Annotated in this window: 19 protein-coding genes and 4 tRNA genes; 21 read left to right on the forward strand and 2 right to left on the reverse strand. The window is 44.7% G+C overall.

The features are described from left to right. Window positions 1-47: 47 nt before the first annotated feature. Both AY607_RS11995 and pgsA read left to right on the forward strand, forming a co-directional pair. Window positions 48-842: a thioesterase family protein gene (locus tag AY607_RS11995; protein WP_064094995.1), complete on the forward strand. Its 795-nt coding sequence runs from the start codon at window positions 48-50 to the stop codon at window positions 840-842. A gap of 107 nt (window positions 843-949) precedes the next feature. Then, window positions 950-1,537: a CDP-diacylglycerol--glycerol-3-phosphate 3-phosphatidyltransferase gene (gene pgsA / locus AY607_RS12000; protein ID WP_064094994.1), complete on the forward strand. Its 588-nt coding sequence runs from the start codon at window positions 950-952 to the stop codon at window positions 1,535-1,537. An 865-nt stretch (window positions 1,538-2,402) separates the two neighbouring features. Here the strand turns inward: pgsA and AY607_RS12005 are convergent. After that, window positions 2,403-2,675, reverse strand: a complete 273-nt coding sequence (locus AY607_RS12005) for an oxidative damage protection protein (RefSeq protein ID WP_064094993.1) — start codon at window positions 2,673-2,675, stop codon at window positions 2,403-2,405. Window positions 2,676-2,686: 11 nt separating this feature from the next. After that, complete coding sequence (gene argH, locus AY607_RS12010; RefSeq protein ID WP_171254891.1) at window positions 2,687-4,117, reverse strand: argininosuccinate lyase; 1,431 nt, start codon at window positions 4,115-4,117, stop codon at window positions 2,687-2,689. On the opposite strand from argH, the gene AY607_RS12015 reads away from it, so the two are divergent. From AY607_RS12015 to AY607_RS12105, 19 genes are all read left to right on the forward strand, one after another. Beyond that, window positions 4,108-5,262, forward strand: a complete 1,155-nt coding sequence (locus AY607_RS12015; RefSeq protein WP_064102641.1) for a sensor histidine kinase — start codon at window positions 4,108-4,110, stop codon at window positions 5,260-5,262. The genes argH and AY607_RS12015 overlap by 10 nt on opposite strands. Before the next feature lie 69 nt (window positions 5,263-5,331). Continuing rightward, complete coding sequence (locus tag AY607_RS12020; RefSeq protein ID WP_064094990.1) at window positions 5,332-6,072, forward strand: LytR/AlgR family response regulator transcription factor; 741 nt, start codon at window positions 5,332-5,334, stop codon at window positions 6,070-6,072. Between the two features lie 108 nt (window positions 6,073-6,180). Continuing rightward, complete coding sequence (gene hemC, locus AY607_RS12025) at window positions 6,181-7,104, forward strand: hydroxymethylbilane synthase (protein ID WP_064094989.1); 924 nt, start codon at window positions 6,181-6,183, stop codon at window positions 7,102-7,104. Next, on the forward strand, window positions 7,104-7,883 hold the full coding sequence (locus AY607_RS12030; protein ID WP_064102642.1) for a uroporphyrinogen-III synthase: 780 nt from the start codon (window positions 7,104-7,106) through the stop codon (window positions 7,881-7,883). Before hemC ends, AY607_RS12030 begins: the two co-directional genes overlap by 1 nt. After that, entirely contained in the window at window positions 7,880-8,719 is an 840-nt protein-coding gene (locus AY607_RS12035) for a hypothetical protein (RefSeq protein WP_064102643.1), read from the forward strand. The genes AY607_RS12030 and AY607_RS12035 overlap by 4 nt, the downstream gene beginning before the upstream one ends. Before the next feature lie 6 nt (window positions 8,720-8,725). Continuing rightward, window positions 8,726-9,919: a hypothetical protein gene (locus AY607_RS12040; protein WP_064102644.1), complete on the forward strand. Its 1,194-nt coding sequence runs from the start codon at window positions 8,726-8,728 to the stop codon at window positions 9,917-9,919. A gap of 8 nt (window positions 9,920-9,927) precedes the next feature. After that, window positions 9,928-10,356, forward strand: coding sequence for an acyl-CoA thioesterase (locus AY607_RS12045; protein ID WP_064102645.1), 429 nt, complete (start codon window positions 9,928-9,930; stop codon window positions 10,354-10,356). 144 nt (window positions 10,357-10,500) lie between these two features. Further along, window positions 10,501-10,824 carry an H-NS family nucleoid-associated regulatory protein gene (locus tag AY607_RS12050; RefSeq protein WP_064094984.1) on the forward strand — a complete coding sequence of 108 codons (324 nt, stop codon included), beginning with the start codon at window positions 10,501-10,503 and terminating at the stop codon, window positions 10,822-10,824. Between the two features lie 182 nt (window positions 10,825-11,006). Further along, a complete protein-coding gene (gspN, locus tag AY607_RS12055; RefSeq protein ID WP_064102646.1) occupies window positions 11,007-11,750 on the forward strand; it encodes a type II secretion system protein N in 744 nt (247 codons plus the stop codon). Next, the gene (locus AY607_RS12060) at window positions 11,750-12,604 is read left to right on the forward strand and encodes a type II secretion system protein N (RefSeq protein ID WP_064102647.1); all 855 of its coding nucleotides are present in this window, start codon (window positions 11,750-11,752) and stop codon (window positions 12,602-12,604) included. The genes gspN and AY607_RS12060 overlap by 1 nt, the downstream gene beginning before the upstream one ends. 38 nt (window positions 12,605-12,642) lie before the next feature. Continuing rightward, window positions 12,643-14,907: a type II secretion system secretin GspD gene (gspD, locus tag AY607_RS12065; protein ID WP_064102648.1), complete on the forward strand. Its 2,265-nt coding sequence runs from the start codon at window positions 12,643-12,645 to the stop codon at window positions 14,905-14,907. Between the two features lie 62 nt (window positions 14,908-14,969). Beyond that, window positions 14,970-15,629, forward strand: coding sequence for an FHA domain-containing protein (locus AY607_RS12070; protein WP_064094980.1), 660 nt, complete (start codon window positions 14,970-14,972; stop codon window positions 15,627-15,629). 78 nt (window positions 15,630-15,707) lie between these two features. Beyond that, entirely contained in the window at window positions 15,708-16,376 is a 669-nt protein-coding gene (locus AY607_RS12075; protein ID WP_064102649.1) for a phosphoglycolate phosphatase, read from the forward strand. Window positions 16,377-16,484: 108 nt separating this feature from the next. Beyond that, window positions 16,485-17,978 carry an anthranilate synthase component I gene (gene trpE / locus AY607_RS12080; RefSeq protein ID WP_064102650.1) on the forward strand — a complete coding sequence of 498 codons (1,494 nt, stop codon included), beginning with the start codon at window positions 16,485-16,487 and terminating at the stop codon, window positions 17,976-17,978. 98 nt (window positions 17,979-18,076) lie between these two features. Beyond that, window positions 18,077-18,152: transfer RNA gene (locus AY607_RS12085), tRNA-Thr, on the forward strand. Window positions 18,153-18,208: 56 nt separating this feature from the next. Beyond that, window positions 18,209-18,292, forward strand: a tRNA-Tyr gene (locus tag AY607_RS12090). Between the two features lie 38 nt (window positions 18,293-18,330). Then, window positions 18,331-18,406, forward strand: a tRNA-Gly gene (locus tag AY607_RS12095). 17 nt (window positions 18,407-18,423) lie between these two features. After that, window positions 18,424-18,498 (forward strand) — tRNA-Thr (locus AY607_RS12100). 152 nt (window positions 18,499-18,650) lie between these two features. Then, a partial coding sequence (locus AY607_RS12105) for a GTP-binding protein (protein WP_227509971.1) occupies window positions 18,651-18,852 on the forward strand: 202 nt, incomplete at its 3' end.

Below are 18,852 nucleotides of genomic sequence, written 5' to 3' on the forward strand. Positions count from 1 at the left end.
GAATTTTGCCCAATATACTAAGCATCAAGACTTACTGAGGGACCAACATGTCTTTGCATGCACTTTATGCACAAATTGCCGAACAGGAATGGGTGGAATTTCCACAGGGATGGTTACAGGGCCGTACCCTGTATGGTGGTCTGGCTGCCGCGATGATGATGCAAAAAGCGGTTACACAGATCAATGATCCTGCCAAGCATCTGCTGAGTTGTAGCGTGACCTTTGTCGGCCCGATTCAGCAAGCCAAAGTACGGTTGACGGCTGAAATCCTGCGGCAGGGTAAATCTGTGACGACTATTGAAGTACGTTTATGGCAGGATGATGCCGTGCAAAGTATTCTGGTTGCCAGTTTTGGAATTTCCCGGGATTCCGCCATTCAGGTGCAGCAACAAGCCCAAGCTCCTGACTTTGCTGCGCCAGAGCAGTTGTTTCAGATTCCTGCGGGTTATGGCATGCCAGACTGTTATAACCATTTTGAAATTGCCTGGGCGGATGTCAATCTGCCCTGTAGTGGCAGCCCTCGTCCAGACTTTAGCGGCTGGTGCCGTTTTCATCCCGAAAAGCATCGTAACCGTGAATTTCTGGTCGCAGACCTGATGGCTATTTTTGATATCTGGCCACCCGGGGTGTTACCGATGTTTAAAAAAATGGCACCTGCAAGTAGCTTGACCTGGACCGTGACGTATGTGCATCCGGTGCAACACCAATTGCATGATTGGTTTAAATATAAAGTATTTACTGATCATGCTGCAGATGGTTATGCGACAGAACATGCTTGTCTGTGGGATACCGAAAATCGCCTGATTGCGATGGCAAGACAAACAGTGACGGTGTTTGCCTAGTGACACTTTCGGTCAATTCGTATAAAGTGAAGCCTATTAATGATGGATCAAACCTCTAAAAAAGTGTGCATTTTCATCGTACATGAGGGGAACAATTGGCGGTGTCTATGACTACAGGTCGTATCCTGAATATTCCAAATATCTTGACCTTGGCGCGTATCGCTCTTATTCCGGTATTTTTATTGGTGGCTTACTGGCCACCTGCAATGGGCTTTGATGCTCATAACCCCGATATGACGCGGCATATCATTTTAACCACGATCTTTGTGGTGGCTGCGGTCACGGACTGGTTTGATGGCTATCTGGCACGTACATTAAACCAGACTTCCGCTTTTGGGCGGTTTCTCGATCCGGTTGCAGATAAATTAATGGTGGCGGCTGCACTGATTGTACTGGTGCAATGGCAGCCTTCCATGTCGATGGCTTTTGCTGCGATTGTAATTATTTCCCGTGAAATTACTGTTTCAGCCTTGCGTGAGTGGATGGCAGAATTGGGTGCACGGACCAATGTTGCGGTTTCAACTGTTGGAAAATACAAAACAGCGTTCCAGATGATCGCCATTACCGTATTCCTGCTGAACTGGCCACCGCTGGAAATACTGGCATATGCCTTGCTATATACAGCAGTTGTCCTCACTTTATGGTCAATGTTTATTTATCTGAAAGCGGCTTGGCCATATCTGAAACAACCTTAATTGAAATAATCCAAATAAAAAAGCTCCTGGAAAAGGGGCTTTTTTTATGGGTATGAATCAGTAAAAAATGGACAAATCACAGGTAAAAAAATACCCAGCCTTTGGGGGAAGGACTGGGATTAAATCGGGGTATTTATTACTTATTATTATAGTTATTCAAAGATGTCTCATCTTCTTAGGACTCATTATAGAGAGCCAGTTTTTCAAAATCATATGACTTCTTGTAGCAGATTGTTGTGTTTTGTGATTGCTCTGTATATTGAATTTACAATTTCTAATTTTGATACAAATCTGAATGTTTTTCAGCAGGATAGTGGCTGACTATCTTAAGCAGATAGAGTAGGTAAAAATGCTTTTGGCTAATTCAGTTCTTGGCCCATCATTACAAAGCAGATAAGAGGGATAAGCAAAATTCAGTACTAAAGGAATAACTTCTTTAGTGTGCTTTTATTAACCTATTCTTAATATTCCAGTTCATGCCAGTGCAAAGCCTCTAGAATAAGTAAAAGTCTGAAAAGATAATCTTTCCAGCGTAAAGCCTACATACATTTTGAAGGTTGATATTGTGGGGAGCGGAGTAGTCTGGAGATCAAGAGAAAAAAGCCTGTAACAGGATTTTTTAACTGTTAATACTGGGCACTTCGCCTGGTTTATAGAAAAAAAGGCCATGTTAAGAATAAAAAAGAGTCTCAAAAGAGACTCTTTTTTGATTAACGCCTACGCGCGCTTTCAGCGCTTGTCTTGCGTAATTTTTAAAGCAACATATAAAAAAGAATCCCCCAAAGATGAGGGATTCTTTTAAATTAAAGCCTACGCACAGCATAGCTACTTGTCTTGCGGCGTGGCGGAGCAGTGCTCCGCTAAATCACGCCTCAGGCTTCAGACCTTCGGCTTTTTCCAATGATTCATCATTGTTAAAGAACTTTTCACGCTGTTCTTCAAGAAACTTTTTCGCATCAGGTTCAAACACATTTAAACGCTTTTCATTAATCAGCGTGGTCTGGTGTTTTAGCCATTCTTGCCAAGCCTGTTTCGACACGTTATCAAACAGTTCCTGACCCTTTGGCCCCGGAAAGGGTGCAAAGTCTAAGCCTTCCATTTCTTGTTGATACTTACGGCAAAATACTTGTCGAGACATATCGGTCTTCCTTAAGCGTAAAGGTTTTCTAGGCGAGTGTAAGCACGTGCAATCGCAGCTTCCACCTGAGCAGGTGCAGTACCACCAATGTGATTACGGGCATTCACCGAGGCTTCAAGGGTTAGGGCTTTTTCAAATACGTCTGCCTGAATCAGGTCAGAGAACTGTTGCAGTTGCTCAAGGCTAAGTTCAGAGAGATCTTTACCTTCCTGAACGCCGAGTGCAACCGCTTTACCTACAATCTCGTGTGCATCACGGAAAGCCACGCCGTTTTTCACGAGATAATCAGCCAGATCAGTCGCAGTTGAGAAACCACGTAATGCTGCTTCGCGCATTTCGGTAATGTTTGGAACCAGCGCAGGAATCATGTCGGCAAATGCCATGAGTGAACCGCGAACGGTATCAATGGCATCAAACAATGGTTCTTTATCTTCCTGATTGTCTTTGTTATAGGCTAGCGGCTGGCCTTTCATTAAAGTTAGCAGGCTCATCAAATCGCCATAGACACGACCGGTTTTACCACGTACCAGTTCAGGTACATCCGGGTTTTTCTTCTGCGGCATGATGGAAGAGCCAGTACAGAAGCGATCTGGAATGTTGACGAATTTGAACTGCGCCGAAGTCCATAGAATCAGTTCTTCAGACATACGTGACAAGTGCATCATGATTAAAGATGCAGCAGCATTAAATTCAATTGCAAAGTCACGATCCGATACTGCATCTAAAGAATTTTCAGCAACCGCTTCAAAACCTAGCAGTTCAGCAGTATAAGCACGGTCAATTGGATAAGTCGTTCCCGCAAGTGCAGCAGAACCAAGCGGCATACGGTTGACACGCTTACGGCAATCAATCAAACGCTCTGAATCACGTACCAGCATTTCAAACCAGGCCATGAGATGATGGCCAAAAGTTACTGGCTGTGCAGTTTGCAAATGAGTAAACCCTGGCATGATGGTGTCGGTGTTTTTAGCTGCCAGGCTTAAAATACCTTTTTGTAATTTTTTCAGTAATTCTAAGATCGTATCAATTTCATCACGCACATAAAGACGGATATCCGTGGCTACCTGGTCATTACGGCTACGACCAGTATGCAATTTTTTACCAGTAATACCGATACGCTGAGTCAGGCGTGACTCAATGTTCATGTGTACATCTTCTAAATCAATGCGCCATTCGAATTTGCCTGCTTCAATATCGGCTTGAATTGCAGTCAGACCTTCAATAATGTCATCGCGTTCTTGATCGGTCAGTACGCCCACTTTTGCCAGCATGGTTGCATGCGCAATCGAGCCTGCAATATCTTGTTTATAAAAACGTTGGTCAAATTGAACAGATGCTGTAAATTCAGCAACAAAAGCATCAGTCGCTTCAGAGAAACGACCGCCCCACATACCCGAAGTCTGGGCGTGTGATGGATTAGAGGAATTAGAAGATGTGGTCATGTCGGCTCAATCAGATTAAAAGCAGTAGAACGAAAAAGAGTATAACAAATTCAAAGCCCATTGCCGAAGTCACATCTGCTCAATCTTTCGCATCGATGAACGAACAAACGCAAAATTCCTATTTTTTTAGCCAGATCGGCAATTTGCACTATTTGCTGGAACTCTTTGTTGGCGGCAATATTCTGGCCATGATTTTAGCACTCGCAGAAGCACAGTCTTGGCAGGCTTTGAATGGAATGCACCTGCTGCAATATATCCTGTATATCAACTGGGTGCTGTTATGTTTTGCAGCATTGGTAGAATTGTTCCATCAAGCCTTTCAGCGTATGGGCATTAAGCTGGCGTTAATTTCCGGATTTTTACTGTTACAGGCAATTGTGCTGCTGACCACAGTGAATCTGAATATTTTGATACATTTTGGGCAGAATTTTAATTTTCAGGATTTAAACCTAGCGATTGCGCTGGATCAGGTCGGACTCCATTTAAGTCTGGGGATTTTGCTGGGAACTTTCTGTTTTCGCTATCTTTATTTGCGTGAGCAATGGGAGCAGCAACAACATAGTGAGCTGAATGCCCGGATTCAGGCCATGCAGGCGCGGATTCAGCCGCATTTTCTGTTTAACAGCATGAACAGTGTGCTCAGCCTGATCAGTATTGATCCGGATAAAGCCGAGCACATGCTGTTGAATTTGTCACGGCTGTTTCGCGCCAGTTTTCAGGAGTTAAAACTGGTCAGCCTGCAGGAGGAAATTGATCTGTGCCAGCGTTATCTGGAGATTGAGCAGATCCGTCTAGGTGAACGCTTACAGGTAGAATGGAAGTTAGAAAACAAAGACTTATACTCACAAGTTCAAATTCCATTATTAACTTTACAACCTTTGCTAGAAAATAGTATTTTCCATGGAGTTGAAAAAATTCTCACAAAGAGTACCATAAGCATATTGGTTGAAATATTGCAAAATCAAATTAATATCATCATAACCAACCCTTATGCACAGGATAATAAAACTTTAAAAAAGGGACATGGTATTGCAATAGAAAATGTCAGACAGCGTCTGCAAGCTTATTACGGATCCAGTGTGACTTTTCAGACCTTTGCCGGCGAAGGGATGTTTACGACGGTAGTGCGATATCAATATAAATAAAAATAAATCAAAGAAATCGCAGTTGGCTTTATCATTGATTTGATAATGTTAACTGGGGAAGGAGGAGAAATGGACATCCTGATTTGTGATGATGAGCCTCTGGCCGTCGAGCGTTTATCACGGTTGGTCTCTCAGCTGGGGCATGATGTGGTGGCGACAGCAAGCCATGGTCGTGAGGCGATTGATCTGGCTCACCAATACGAACCCGATGTCATTTTATTAGATATTCAAATGCCTGAAATGAATGGACTGGCTTGTGCGCAACATTTGCGTCAACTGGATCCAATGCCGGCCATTGTCTTTTGTACGGCTTATGACCAACATGCGCTGGATGCATTTAAATCAAATGCCGAAGGCTATTTGCTTAAACCGGTGATGCAACAGGAATTGGCACAGGTTTTAGAGCACTTAACTAAACTTACCCAAGCTCAAATGAGCCAACTAAAACAAAAAGAAAATATGGAAGAAATCAATATCAGCCGCCAGCAGATTGCGGCAAAGACCTATCGTGGTGTGGAATTGGTGCCAGTTGAAAATATCTATTATTTTCTGGCAGATCAGAAATATGTCACTGTACGTCATAAAAATGGCAGTGTACTGATTGATGAAACCTTAAAGGAGCTAGAGCAGGAGTTTGGGGACCAGTTTATCCGGATTCATCGTAATGCCTTGATCTCGGTGCATTATCTGGATGGTCTGGAAGTGGTGAGTTCAGGTCAGTATCAGGTACGTTGTCGTGAACTGGACGACCGTTTAGCAGTGAGCCGGCGACATTTACCGTTCTTAAGAGACCGGATTCAAAAGCTTTAGCAGGGGGCAAGTGAGAGCATTCAGTTGAAACTTGTATAAATTCACTTGCATTTTCAAGTGAGCAGGTTAAGTTTAGACTATTGTTCTCATTAACTGCTATTGAAATTTATGAAGACCCTAAAAATTGCAACTCGACAAAGTCCACTTGCGCTTTGGCAAGCGGAACATATCCGTGCGCGCCTACAAGATTTGCACGCTGGTTTGCAGGTCGAGTTAGTCACTTTTGTTACACAGGGCGATAAAATTCTCGATACGCCACTGGCCAAAATTGGTGGAAAAGGACTATTTGTAAAAGAATTAGAAGCCGCCTTACTGGATGGTCGTGCAGATCTCGCCGTACATTCCATGAAAGATGTTCCGATGGCTTTGCCGCAAGGCTTAAGTCTGGCAGTGATCTGTGAACGTGAAGATCCACTGGATGCTTTTGTGTCGAATACTTATGCCAGCTTTGATGAACTACCACATGGTGCCAAAGTGGGAACCTCAAGTTTGCGCCGTAAAACCCAGATTTTAAAACAGCGCCCAGATCTGGACATTATCGATTTACGCGGTAATGTCGGCACGCGTTTATCCAAACTGGATGCAGGTCATTATGATGCGATTATTCTGGCCAGTGCCGGTTTAAAACGCTTAGGTCTGGCAGAACGTATTCGTCATACCCTGACACCTGAAATCAGTTTGCCGGCCGTGGGTCAAGGTGCGCTGGGCCTGGAATGTCGTACTCATGATCAGGCAGTGCTGGACTTGATTCAGCCACTCCTGCATGCAGATACAGATGCTTGCGTACGTGCCGAACGTGCCTTTAATGCCTATCTGGAAGGCGGATGTCAGGTGCCGATTGCAGGTTATGCCACGCTCAAAGAGGGTGTGATTTCAATCGAAGGTCGTGTAGGCAGTATCGATGGAGCAGTTTTGCTTCGAGCACAGCAGACTGGGAAAATTGCGGATGCTGAACAATTGGGGATACAGCTGGCAAAAGACTTGCTTGACCAAGGGGCTGGCGAGTTGCTCAAAACAATTTATTCAAACTGATGTTATTGATTAATACCCGCCCCAGTGACCGTGCTATAAGCTTGACCCAGCAGTTACAGGCAGCGCAGGTTGCTGTTTTAGAATTGCCTCTGCTCGAGCTGCATGCCATACCTTATTCCGATGAGCTGTTGCACTTGTATCAGCAGCTGGAACAGGTACAGATTATTGTAGTAGTCAGTCCGACGGCAGTCAAAATTGGCATGCAATATTTGCAACAGGCGGGCGTTGAGTTATCGGCTCTGGGGCAGGTACATTGGGTTGCGGTAGGTAAGGCCACTGAAGACGCACTAGCGAGATACGGTATTCACAGTGATGTACCAGAAGTTGAAACCTCGGAAGGTATGTTGCAATTGCCGGTGCTGAAACAGCTGGCTGTTGGCTCGAGTGTGGCTTTCTGGCGCGGAGAGGGTGGCCGTCAATTTATGATGGATCATTTACGTGCCAGCAATATTAAAGTTTTAAACTTTATTTTGTACCGGCGGCAATGTCCTGAAACGGCGGCAAAAACTCTGGCAGAGAACCTGGGATTGCTTGAGGCACAGCAGCATTTTGCGGTGCTGATCACCAGTGAAGCGAGCTGGTTAAACTGGCTGACACTCCTGCAAAAGGATGCGGAGTTTATACAGCGAGCCTGTTATTTGGTTTTGGGGCCACGTTTGGCCAGTATTCTTGGGAAATATCAACAGCAGCATCAGGCAAGTTTTCAATTCGTACAAATCGATGATTTAGACGCAAACACAATCTTGCAGAAAATGGGGCTGATATTAGGGAACGCATGAAGAAACTATTCATTGTATTGTTCATCTTAAGTTTGTCGTGGCTCGTCAAGCTTAGCTATGACCTGCATGTTCTGAATACAGCACAGACTGAATTGCAGCAAAGTATTGGTCAGTTACAGCAGCAAAATGCCATGCTTAATGATCAGTTCGTGGCTTTAAAGCGCCAGATTTCTGCTCAGCAGGAAAAGACTGGAGTCACTGCAGCAAAAGCATTCGCAGGGGAGCCGATAACGGCTGAAATGCAGAATGATATTGCCTTGGTACAGCAACATCTGGACCTGATCGAATTTGCATTGCAACAGCAACAATATGCCACCGCCATTGAAAAATTAAATCAGTTGTCCAATGAGTTGGATGATTATGTTCTGGCGCCCGCTTTAGTGAGCAGTTTGCAGCAAGTGATTGCAAAAGATCAGGACATGCTGAAAAAATTCGTGAATAACCGATTGGTGCAGCAAGGCAAATTAAAAGAAGTTTTAGTGAAGATGGATGCTGAAATTGAAAAGGAAATTCAGCAGCCATATCGTCAACCGCCAGTGTCTCAACGTTCTTTCTGGCAGCGCTGGATTCAGATCGAACCTGCAGATCAGCCAAGTACAGTCTTGATGCAACGGCATCTGGTACTTAAAGAAGCCCAGCTACGTTTGCTTATTGCACAGAGTGCCTTGCAGCAAGATCAATCTGTTGCTTTTCAGCAGGCGCTGAATGCGGTGATTGAGGTCTTGGAGCAATTACCAGATGCGCAGAGCCAGCAATGGATTCAGCAACTGAAACAGATCAAGGCGACACCGATCACTCCGATTCCATTGTTGAACACACGCACCCTAGTGGGCTAATTGCTTATGAAACAGATTCTGCAGGCCTATTTATTTATATGCTTACTTGGCATTGCTGGGCTAAGTATCCTCAGTTATGGACATGGGGCTGGCTATGTCTATCTATATTGGCGTGAATGGCAGCTGCAGACCACGGTCTGGTTTTTGGCCGCATCCCTGGTGAGCGTAAGTTTTCTGATACAGTGCATCTGGTATGCCATCAAGCAATATCGCAATCGTGAACAGCGTAAGACGGAAACAGTATTTAGTTTTTCCCGCTTACATCCTTATGAACAACTGGCAGTTATCTGGTTATTAAATGCTGCACAGGATCAGCGGGATTTTATTCAGCAGTCTTTTAGTAAATCGGGCTTACTCAAGCATATTATAGATGCACGTTTATCTTGGGGGCAGCAGCAGTATAATGAGGCATTAACTGCATTGAATCAGTCCAGCCCAATGGCATTTGAATTGGCAGAATTGCAGCGGATTGAAATTTATTTATCACAACAACAAGGTGAACAAGCACTCACCCATTTAGAGTTTTTAAATCAGCATGAATTATCACCCTGGTTAATTCAGGTTAAATCAGCCTATGAACAGCGTCTTGTTGCGTTATGGGGGGTATTTGCCATACAGTTTCCCTGGTTATATTTACGCTCGACCCAATACGGACATTTAGACCAGAAAGTAAAAAAAATATGGCTTGAACAATTATTGCTGGCCTATGATCAAGCCACACAGGAAGATTTATTTTATTTACAGCAACGTTATTTAGATTTAAAACCGCAAATATTTGATCGTGACTATTCAATAAAATTATTATGGTTGAAGTTATTATTCAGAATGCCGGAAATGAGTGCTGAGCATGAGGTGCTTGCAATTCATTTGATGGAGCAGCAGTTTAATCAGGATGTTTTTTATTTGTGGTTCCAGCAGCAGTTATTACGGCAAAATCCGGATTATAATGCGATTGCACAGCAGATTTCGTACTGGGAGGCGAAATATCCGGCATTGCCGATTTTAAGCTTTGCAAAGTGGCATGTACTGCAAGCGACAGGCTATACAGATCAAGCCCAGCAACTACTCGACTTATATCCCGATGATATTCGTATGAGTTATTTAAGAATTAAAGCTGCTTTGCAGGATCGGGAGGACTTACTGCAGCAGCTGAATGCAGTATTTGAATCCAATGTAAACTTTATAGAAATTAAGACTTGAGAATAATAATGTCGGAATTAGACCAATACCCAGTCGTTTATGAGCAAACTATAGCATGGGGTGATATGGATGCCTTGGGACATGTCAATAATGCCATGTATTACCGCTATGTCGAAAGTGCACGCCTGGCATATTTGAATTTATTGGATTTAAACAATGGATCAGTAATTACAGTAGTTGCTTCAAATCAGTGCCGTTATTTAAGCCCCGTGGTTTTTCCTGATCATTTGAAAATTGCAGCGCGTATTGAAGAAATCCGAAATAGTGCAGTCAGAATGCAATATCTATTATGGAGTGAAAAACAGCAGGGTATTGTGGCTACTTCAGAAGCAGTGATTGTTTGCGTGGATAAAATAACCATGCAGAAAACTCCAATTCCAGATTATATTCGTGAAAAGATCAAAGCAATTGAATTAACTGTTCAACATAAAATCTAAAAATGAATGAATTATTTTGATTTGTAATTTTTTTTAAACTTTATTGTTGTTGCCTCAAGATTTTATATTGAATGTTTTATTTAATATAAATATGATGGGATTATTATTTAACAAAACGAATAATATTATTTTTCGGAGAGCCTTATGCCAGATATTACTCATTTATCAGTAGAAGAGTTAAAACGTTTACAAGCAGAAGCAGAATCACTTATTGCTTCAAAAAAAGATCAGGAAATTGAAGATGCTTATCAGCAAATCTTGGCAGTTGCCGAGAAAGTTGGTATGACTGTTGAACAGTTACTGGAATTTGGTGCATCTAAACGTAAGAAATCATCACGCAAGTCGGTTGAACCACGTTATCGTAGCAAAACCAATCCAGATGACACCTGGACTGGCCGTGGTAAACAACCGCGCTGGTTGGTGGCAGAGCTGGAAAAAGGTGCAAAGCTGGACGATTTCCTGATTTAAGCTTCTATCTGATCTCGTCATTAGTCTGTCATACAGACAGTCTATGATAATTAAACCAAGCATCCCTGCTTGGTTTTTTTATATCTATGAATTGGCGTTAGGAGAAAAGTGTGCATAATGTGTAGGTATAAGGAAAAAATTATAAATGAGGATTTGGACTTGAGTGATTGGTCGTGGTGGGGATGAGCAATAAACCGAAAACTTTAAGATGGTTGATCCTTGCTCTTGTTGCATTTTTTGTTTTTGTTGTATTACAAGTGCCAGCGGCCTGGTTAATTTCAAAATTTTATAAAAATAACCAGACCTTGCATAATGTAAACGGAAATATCTGGCAGGGAAGTGCGGACTGGAAAAAAGGTAATCTTCGGGGCAGTCTGAACTGGAAAGTGCGGCCTCTGGATTTACTGTTGCTGCGAGTTGGGGCACATGTGGATATACATAGTGGCAATACTCAGCTTTCCGGGATCATGGCCTATGGTCTGAATAAATCTTTTATTGTGAAAAATCTTGAAGGGCAGGTTGCTGCTGAAACCTTAAAAAAAATTGCGGACTGGCAATGGCCAAGCACTGCAATCCAATTTAAAGATCTGGATTTTAAATATAAGCCACAGCAGGGTTTTAGTCAGGTGGCCGGACAAATGCAATGGGCGGGTGGCGAGCTGATTTATACCTTTGCCCAGCGCCAGGAGCGCATAAACATCCCCGCGTTGACCGGCACATTGACCGAGGAAAATGGACAGTTGCTACTCGATGTCCGCGATAGCCGTGAGCAACGTATGCTGAATATCAAGCTTGATCCCGGCATGATGCTGGATATCCAGCTCACCCAGCGCTTTTTATTAAATGCCCCATCCTATCAGGGTAAAGCAGGACTGGATACTTTTGTGATTAGTACCCGTCAGCCTCTTATGGGAGGCATTAACTGATGGCAGTTTCACTTGAAGCTTTAAAAAATATTGACCTTAAACAGATCAATCGTGCTGCACCTGTGGTTTTACTGCTGCTGATCCTGTATTTGTGCTGGAAGCTGGCTGCACTGTTCTGGTTGTTGGTGGCTCCTCCACAGGCGATGCAGCTGGAGCGGGTCGAGCTGGGCTCACAACAGCCGCAAATACCGAATATCGGTACATTTTCTCTGTTTCAGGAAAGTGTGCAAAGTGTAGTCGTGGTGGAAGCTGCGAATATCATTTTACAAGGTGTGATGGTCGCTAATCCACGTTATAACTCGTCTGCGGTCATCAAGATCAATGATCAGGCGGAGCTGTACCGGGTAGGAGATCAGCTGGGCAACAGTGGCCTGGAACTGGCTGAGGTGTACTGGGATCGGATAGTGCTGCGCCGTTCTGGCGGAGCGACGCAGGAAGTTTTCTTTAAAGGGCTGGAAAATGGCCTGAATCAGCCTGTCATACCTGAAACTCAAGCAGCTCCTGCTACGAGTCCTCCGGCTGGCGGGGGTGCAGGACAGGAAAATACTGTTTCCCCCCAGAATGAAATTGGTCGGGCAATCCAGCAGATGCAGGAAAACCGCGAACAGTATTTACAAAATATGGGGGTAAATGCATCGGAAGGCGGGTATGAGGTGACGGCCCGCACACCGGCCGCACTGCGTAATCGGCTGGGCTTGAGACCTGGAGACCGGATATTGTCTCTGAATGGTCAAACCTTAAGCCAGGGACAGACAGAAGCACAATTACTGGAACAGGCCCGACGCGAAGGTCAGGCTAAACTCGAAATAAAACGTGGTGATCAGGTGATGACCATACAACAAGATTTTAAGTGATGTGTCATCACATATAGGGTTAGGAAACACATAAGTTTATGGCTTTATTTAATAATAATCGATCAGCGTGGGCCTTCTGCGTGGCGACACCACTGATGGCTGTAGTCAGCACGGCAGCTTATGCGCAAACCTGGAAAATCAACCTTCGGGACGCCGACCTGGCTGCATTCATTAATGAAGTGGCAGATATTACTGGCAAGAACTTCGCAGTCGATCCGCGGGTACGTGGCAACGTGACGGTCATTTCCAATAAAGCACTGAATAAAAATGAAGTCTATGACCTGTTTTTAGGTGTGTTGAATGTCAATGGCATAGTGGCGATTCCTTCCGGCAATACCATCAAGCTGATTCCGGACAGTAATGTTAAAAACTCGGGTATTCCCTACGATCCCCGAAGCCGTGCTCGGGGTGACCAGATTGTGACTCGGGTGCTCTGGCTGGAAAATACCAATCCGAATGACCTGATTCCTGCACTGCGTCCCCTGATGCCACAGTTTGCCCATCTGGCTGCAGTACCGGGTACCAATGCCCTGATTGTATCGGATCGCGCCAGCAATATTTACCAGCTGGAAACTATAGTCCGGAATCTGGATGGTACAGGCCAGAATGATATTGAAGCGGTGACTTTGCAGTCCAGTCAGGCAGAAGAGATGATTAGCCTGATTGAGTCCATGACGTCAACTGGTGCGGCCAAGGATGTCCAGGGCTCACGGGTACGGGTGATTGCCGATATACGCACCAACCGGATCATCATCAAGGGCGATCCCACCACGCGCAAGCGGGTGCGGCAGATTATTGAAACCCTGGATGTCCCGGCTGCAGACCGTTTAGGCGGCTTAAAGGTTTTTCGTCTGAAATATGCCAGTTCCAAGAACCTTGCAGAAATCTTGCAGGGACTGGTGACTGGGCAGGCTGTGAGTAGTAATTCAAATTCGGGTACGACCTCATCAAGCTCGTCTTTACTCAGCTCCAGCAGTGATTTAAATAATAGCAATAGCGGGAATAGTACGGGAAACCCTGCTTCTTCTTCAGGTATTCAGCTGAATACAGGCATGAATAATGAACAGGGTGGGATTAGCAGCTTTAATGCCAATGGGGTAAGTATTATTGCTGATGCGACCCAAAATTCTCTGGTGGTGAAAGCCGATCCACAACTGATGCGGGAAATTGAATCGGCGATTAATCAGCTGGATATCCGCCGTCAACAGGTACTGATTGAAGCAGCCATTATTGAAATTGAAGGCACTGATGCCGATCAGCTTGGGGTACAGTGGGCTTTGGGTGATATCAGCAGTGGTGTTGGCCTGGTTAATTTTGATAATTTTGGGACTAGCCTGAAAAATATTGCGGCCGGTTATCTGACGGGTGGCGGTGCGGGTGCATTAAGTTCAATCGGAGCGGGCAGTTCACTGGTACTGGGTGATTATCGTGAAGGCAGTGATGGTTCGCGCCGTCTGTATGGAGCGATTATTCAGGCCTTGAAAGAAAGTACCAAGTCTAATCTGTTATCTACACCTTCCATTGTGACCATGGACAATGAAGAAGCCTATATTGTGGTGGGTGAAAACGTACCTTTTGTCACCGGCTCAGTGTCCACAGGGGTTGGCGGTGTGGTCAATCCTTATACCACTATTGAACGTAAAGATGTCGGTGTCACTTTAAAGGTAGTTCCGCATATTGGTGAAGATGGCACGGTACGTCTGGAAGTCGAACAGGAAGTGTCTGATGTCAAGAGTAGTAAAGGACAGGCACAGGATCTGGTGACGAGCAAGCGTGCAATTAAAACCTCGATTCTGGCTGAACATGGACAAACGATTGTTCTTGGCGGGCTGATTTCGGACAATACCCGCTATGGCCGTCAGGCCGTACCTGGTCTGGGTGCGATTCCCGGAATTGGACGTTTGTTCCGTTCGGAAGGTCAATCTAACCAGAAGCGTAACCTGCTGATCTTTATCCATCCAACTATCGTGGGCGATAAAAATGCAGTGCACAGACTGACCCAGCAACGCTATAGCCAGTTATATAGTCTGCAACTTGCATTAGACTCAGATGGAAACTTTGCCAAATTGCCAGAAAGTGTTGAAGATGTGTATCAGCAGCGAATTCCAGTATCCAAAACGCCACTACAAAATTCAACCTATCAAACTGTGCCGACAGCTCCTGTTCAGGTGCAGCCAGCTGATGTGATCGTCACGCCGGTTGCGATTGAGCCTGTGATTCAGCGTCAAGTAGTACAGCCCGTCCAGCAGGTGGAAAAAAGTAAAAATACCGTTACAACAACTACACTTAGACCAAAAAGCTAAGACATTCTCATTTGTAGACAGCATGTTATGATAATGTCAAAGAGAACAGAGAAGTAACTTTCATGACTTGGAAAATACACGCAATTACAGGCGACTTAACAGGACAGGAAATTAGCATTGACCGTGACATGGTGGTAGGACGTCATCAGGCAGCAGATATCGTATTGCAGGCTGCGGAAATCTCCCGCAAACATGCGGCATTTTTACTGAAAGATGGTGCGCTCTGGGTACAGGATTTGGGTTCATCCAACGGTACTTTTGTTAATGATGTACAGATTGAACAGGCAACCTTATTAAAGCAGGATGACATTGTTCAGTTCGCCAGCTTGAAATTTTCGGTACTGGCACCTGTGGCTGCGGTAGAGGTTCCAGCAGAAATTGAAGCAACAGCAGAAAAAGTTGTGGATCAGGTTGAAGTGGCGGAGCCTACACCTGCCCAGAAAATGAATGATCAGGGAATGCCGGAACTGAAACAGCGTGATGCTTCGGTACAGTTGACCCGTGACGGTATGCCAACCAGTGTTGGTATTCCAAAACCGGCACCTATTCCAGAAAACGTAGATATTAGTGCAGTAAAACCTGAGCCAGCGCCAGTTCCGGTTGAGCAGCCTGTATCACGTGTAGAACAGGAAAAAGAAACCCAGAAAAATGTATCTGTTGGTTTGATTTCAGTGATTGTGCTGATTATTTTGGCAATTATGGCTTGGTTGTTGTTCAAATAAGCTGATGATTGGTTACAATCAAGGCATGCATAGCGCATGCCTTTTTTGTGGCTGCGCACATTATAAAAGAGGGTCGGGATGTCTATTGCACAATTAGAAAAGCGTGAACTGATCTTGTTCGATCTGGATGGTACGCTGGTGGATTCAGCTCATGATCTGTATCGCGCCATGAATATGAGCCTGAACGTGCTGCAATTGCCGCTGGTGACCGAAGAACAGGTACGGACCTGGGTGGGCAAGGGCACCTCGATATTCTGTGAAAGTGTACTTCAGCATCTGGTGGGCGAAGTTACGCCGGCACAGCATCAGGAACTCTTAAGTACCTTTCTGGATATCTACAATGTTGATCCCTGTGTAGATACCGTTCCTTTTCCAGGAGTCCTGAAATTTCTGGATTGGGCCAAAGCCCAAGGTAAAACCCTGATTTGTGTCACTAACAAGCCTGAACTTCCTGCTCGTAGTATTCTGGATACCTTGGATATGGCCCATTATTTTGCCGATACCATTGGTGGCGACCGTTTTACTGAACGTAAACCGCACCCACGCCAGTTGCTGCACTGTGTTGAACATTATGGCGTAAGCAACGAACAGGTGTTGCTGATTGGCGATTCTTCCAATGATGTCGAAGCCGCACGCCGCGCCGGGATTGATTGTGTTGTGGTCAGCTATGGCTATAATCATGGTGAAAATATTGCAGATTGTCAGCCGCAGCAGATTGTGGATGATCTTAGAGAATTACTTGCCTAATACGCGTACTAAGGAAAGAAAATGAATAGTTGTAAGGTTTTTCGATGGCGTCGCTCAGTTCAATTCTATTTACATACTGAGTAACCCTAATTTAAAGAGAAAAACCGCATGACCACTCAAGCACAATTCCAGCAACTTGCTGCACAAGGCTATAATCTCATTCCTGTTTATCGTCAGCGTCTGGCAGATACCGATACACCCCTTTCTATTTTTGCACGCCTTAAGCAGCATCAGCAGGCTTATTTATTTGAATCCGTAGAAGGCGGGGAGAACTGGGCGCGCTATTCGATTATTGGACTAGGTGAATCTACCGTATTTTCCTGCAATGCAGGCGAACTGACGGTACAGCATGCAGATGCTTCAATTGAAAAACAGCACTGTGCTGATCCATTTCAATATATTCGTGACTTTCAGGCGCAATTTAAGGTGCCTACCCAGGCAGAATTGCCGGACTTGCCAAGCTTTACTGGTGGTCTGGTAGGCTATTTTGGCTATGATGCCGTGCGCTATATCGAGCCGAAGTTAAAAAATGTACCGGAAGCTGATCCGGTCGGATTACCCGATATCTGGATGATGCTGTCTAAAACTGTCATCGTGTTTGATAATTTGAAAGACACCTTGTTTCTGATTGTGCATGCCGATGCCGCTGATTCTGGAGCATATCAGAAGGCACAGCAGCAGCTCGATGACTTGGAGCATATTCTGGCAACGCCGGTTAGCCTGAAAGCAGAAAAACATACCCCGCCGCATTTTGAGTCCCTTACTGGACATGACAACTTTATTGCCTCAGTAGAAAAAGTTAAAGAGTACATTCGTGCTGGAGATGTGATGCAGGTCGTTCCTGGTCACCGGATGGTCTCTGATTTTGATGGTGACCCGCTACAGGTCTATCGTGCACTGCGTCATCTTAATCCATCACCATACTTGTTTCTGGTGCAAGGCCGGACTTTAGACAATAACACGCCGTTCCATATTGTCGGTTCTTCACCGGAAATTCTGTCCCGTCTGGAAAATGGCATTGCCACAGTCCGTCCATTAGCGGGTACCCGTCCACGCGGCAAAACCAAAGAAGAAGATCTGGCACTTGAGCAGGACTTACTCTCTGACGAAAAAGAAATTGCTGAACATGTCATGCTGATTGATCTGGGACGTAATGATGTGGGACGCATTGCTAAAATCGGTAAAGTGCAAGTCACTGATCAAATGGTGATCGAGCGTTATTCACATGTGATGCATATTGTCTCCAATGTCCAGGGTGAAGTACGTGATGATGTTGATGCTCTGGATGTTTTTAAGGCAACTTTTCCCGCAGGCACACTTTCAGGCGCGCCAAAAATCCGTGCCATGGAAATTATTGACGAAGTTGAGCCGGTAAAACGTGGAATTTTTGGTGGTGCTGTTGGTTATTTAGGCTGGCATGGTGAAATGGACATGTCGATTGCAATTCGTACCTGTGTCATTCGCGAAAATAAGGTCTATGTACAAGCCGGAGCAGGGCTGGTTGCCGACTCAAATCCTGAATCAGAGTGGAATGAAACCCAAATAAAAGCTCGCGCAGTGATCAAAGCGGTTGAATTATCATCAAATGGTTTGATTTTATGAGTTTTTGAGGTTTTTTTTGAAAAAAACACTTGCATGGTTTCTGAGTTTTGCTAAACTGCACACCGTTCCGATACGAAACGTACGAAACACTAAGAAACGCCGGCATAGCTCAGTTGGTAGAGCAACTGACTTGTAATCAGTAGGTCCACAGTTCGAATCCGTGTGCCGGCACCATCTTAGAAGTTTGGTAGTGTAAAGTAAAGAACAGCACTGATGTAAGTGTAAAAAATGGTGAGGTTCCCGAGCGGTCAAAGGGGGCGGACTGTAACTCCGCTACGAAAGTTTCGAAGGTTCGAATCCTTCCCTCACCACCAATTTTAAGACTTCAATAAGTGGTTTGTACCAACATCGTGCGGGAGTAGCTCAGTTGGTAGAGCGGTAGCCTTCCAAGCTACATGTCGCGAGTTCGACCCTCGTCTCCCGCTCCATTGAAGTACTAATATTTGCTCTTATAGCTCAGTGGTAGAGCACTCCCTTGGTAAGGGAGAGGTCTCGAGTTCAAATCTCGATAAGAGCTCCAGATTACAGTTTAGCAACTCTAGTTGCAAAGAAATTCCAAAAAGCAGGCTATTTAGTCTGCTTTTCAAGTATTTGATGTTCGGTTTTTTTAAACGATATGTCGGAGCTGGGTTTTACTCAGAATTGTGTTCGACGTAAACGAGGAAGATTAACATGGCTAAGGCTAAGTTTGAACGTAATAAGCCACACGTTAACGTGGGCACAATTGGTCACGTTGACCATGGTAAAACAACTTTAACAGCTGCGATTGCAACTGTATGTGCGAAGAAATTCGGTGGCGAAGCGAAAGACTACGCTGCGATTGACTCTGCACCAGAAGAAAAAGCACGTGGTATTACCATCAATACTTCTCACG

It is taken from the genome of Acinetobacter sp. SFA (assembly GCF_001647535.1).
Taxonomy (GTDB): Bacteria; Pseudomonadota; Gammaproteobacteria; order Pseudomonadales; family Moraxellaceae; genus Acinetobacter; species Acinetobacter pecorum.

What these genes read in the sequence shown, in the direction of transcription:
- AY607_RS11995 (WP_064094995.1), top strand. Translation starts at nt 48, where the DNA reads ATGTCTTTGCATGCACTTTATGCACAAATTGCCGAACAGGAATGGGTG.
- pgsA (WP_064094994.1), top strand. Translation starts at nt 950, where the DNA reads ATGACTACAGGTCGTATCCTGAATATTCCAAATATCTTGACCTTGGCG.
- AY607_RS12005 (WP_064094993.1), bottom strand. Translation starts at nt 2,675, where the DNA reads ATGTCTCGACAAGTATTTTGCCGTAAGTATCAACAAGAAATGGAAGGC.
- AY607_RS12015 (WP_064102641.1), top strand. Translation starts at nt 4,108, where the DNA reads ATGTGGTCATGTCGGCTCAATCAGATTAAAAGCAGTAGAACGAAAAAG.
- argH (WP_171254891.1), bottom strand. Translation starts at nt 4,117, where the DNA reads ATGACCACATCTTCTAATTCCTCTAATCCATCACACGCCCAGACTTCG.
- AY607_RS12020 (WP_064094990.1), top strand. Translation starts at nt 5,332, where the DNA reads ATGGACATCCTGATTTGTGATGATGAGCCTCTGGCCGTCGAGCGTTTA.
- hemC (WP_064094989.1), top strand. Translation starts at nt 6,181, where the DNA reads ATGAAGACCCTAAAAATTGCAACTCGACAAAGTCCACTTGCGCTTTGG.
- AY607_RS12030 (WP_064102642.1), top strand. Translation starts at nt 7,104, where the DNA reads ATGTTATTGATTAATACCCGCCCCAGTGACCGTGCTATAAGCTTGACC.
- AY607_RS12035 (WP_064102643.1), top strand. Translation starts at nt 7,880, where the DNA reads ATGAAGAAACTATTCATTGTATTGTTCATCTTAAGTTTGTCGTGGCTC.
- AY607_RS12040 (WP_064102644.1), top strand. Translation starts at nt 8,726, where the DNA reads ATGAAACAGATTCTGCAGGCCTATTTATTTATATGCTTACTTGGCATT.
- AY607_RS12045 (WP_064102645.1), top strand. Translation starts at nt 9,928, where the DNA reads ATGTCGGAATTAGACCAATACCCAGTCGTTTATGAGCAAACTATAGCA.
- AY607_RS12050 (WP_064094984.1), top strand. Translation starts at nt 10,501, where the DNA reads ATGCCAGATATTACTCATTTATCAGTAGAAGAGTTAAAACGTTTACAA.
- gspN (WP_064102646.1), top strand. Translation starts at nt 11,007, where the DNA reads ATGAGCAATAAACCGAAAACTTTAAGATGGTTGATCCTTGCTCTTGTT.
- AY607_RS12060 (WP_064102647.1), top strand. Translation starts at nt 11,750, where the DNA reads ATGGCAGTTTCACTTGAAGCTTTAAAAAATATTGACCTTAAACAGATC.
- gspD (WP_064102648.1), top strand. Translation starts at nt 12,643, where the DNA reads ATGGCTTTATTTAATAATAATCGATCAGCGTGGGCCTTCTGCGTGGCG.
- AY607_RS12070 (WP_064094980.1), top strand. Translation starts at nt 14,970, where the DNA reads ATGACTTGGAAAATACACGCAATTACAGGCGACTTAACAGGACAGGAA.
- AY607_RS12075 (WP_064102649.1), top strand. Translation starts at nt 15,708, where the DNA reads ATGTCTATTGCACAATTAGAAAAGCGTGAACTGATCTTGTTCGATCTG.
- trpE (WP_064102650.1), top strand. Translation starts at nt 16,485, where the DNA reads ATGACCACTCAAGCACAATTCCAGCAACTTGCTGCACAAGGCTATAAT.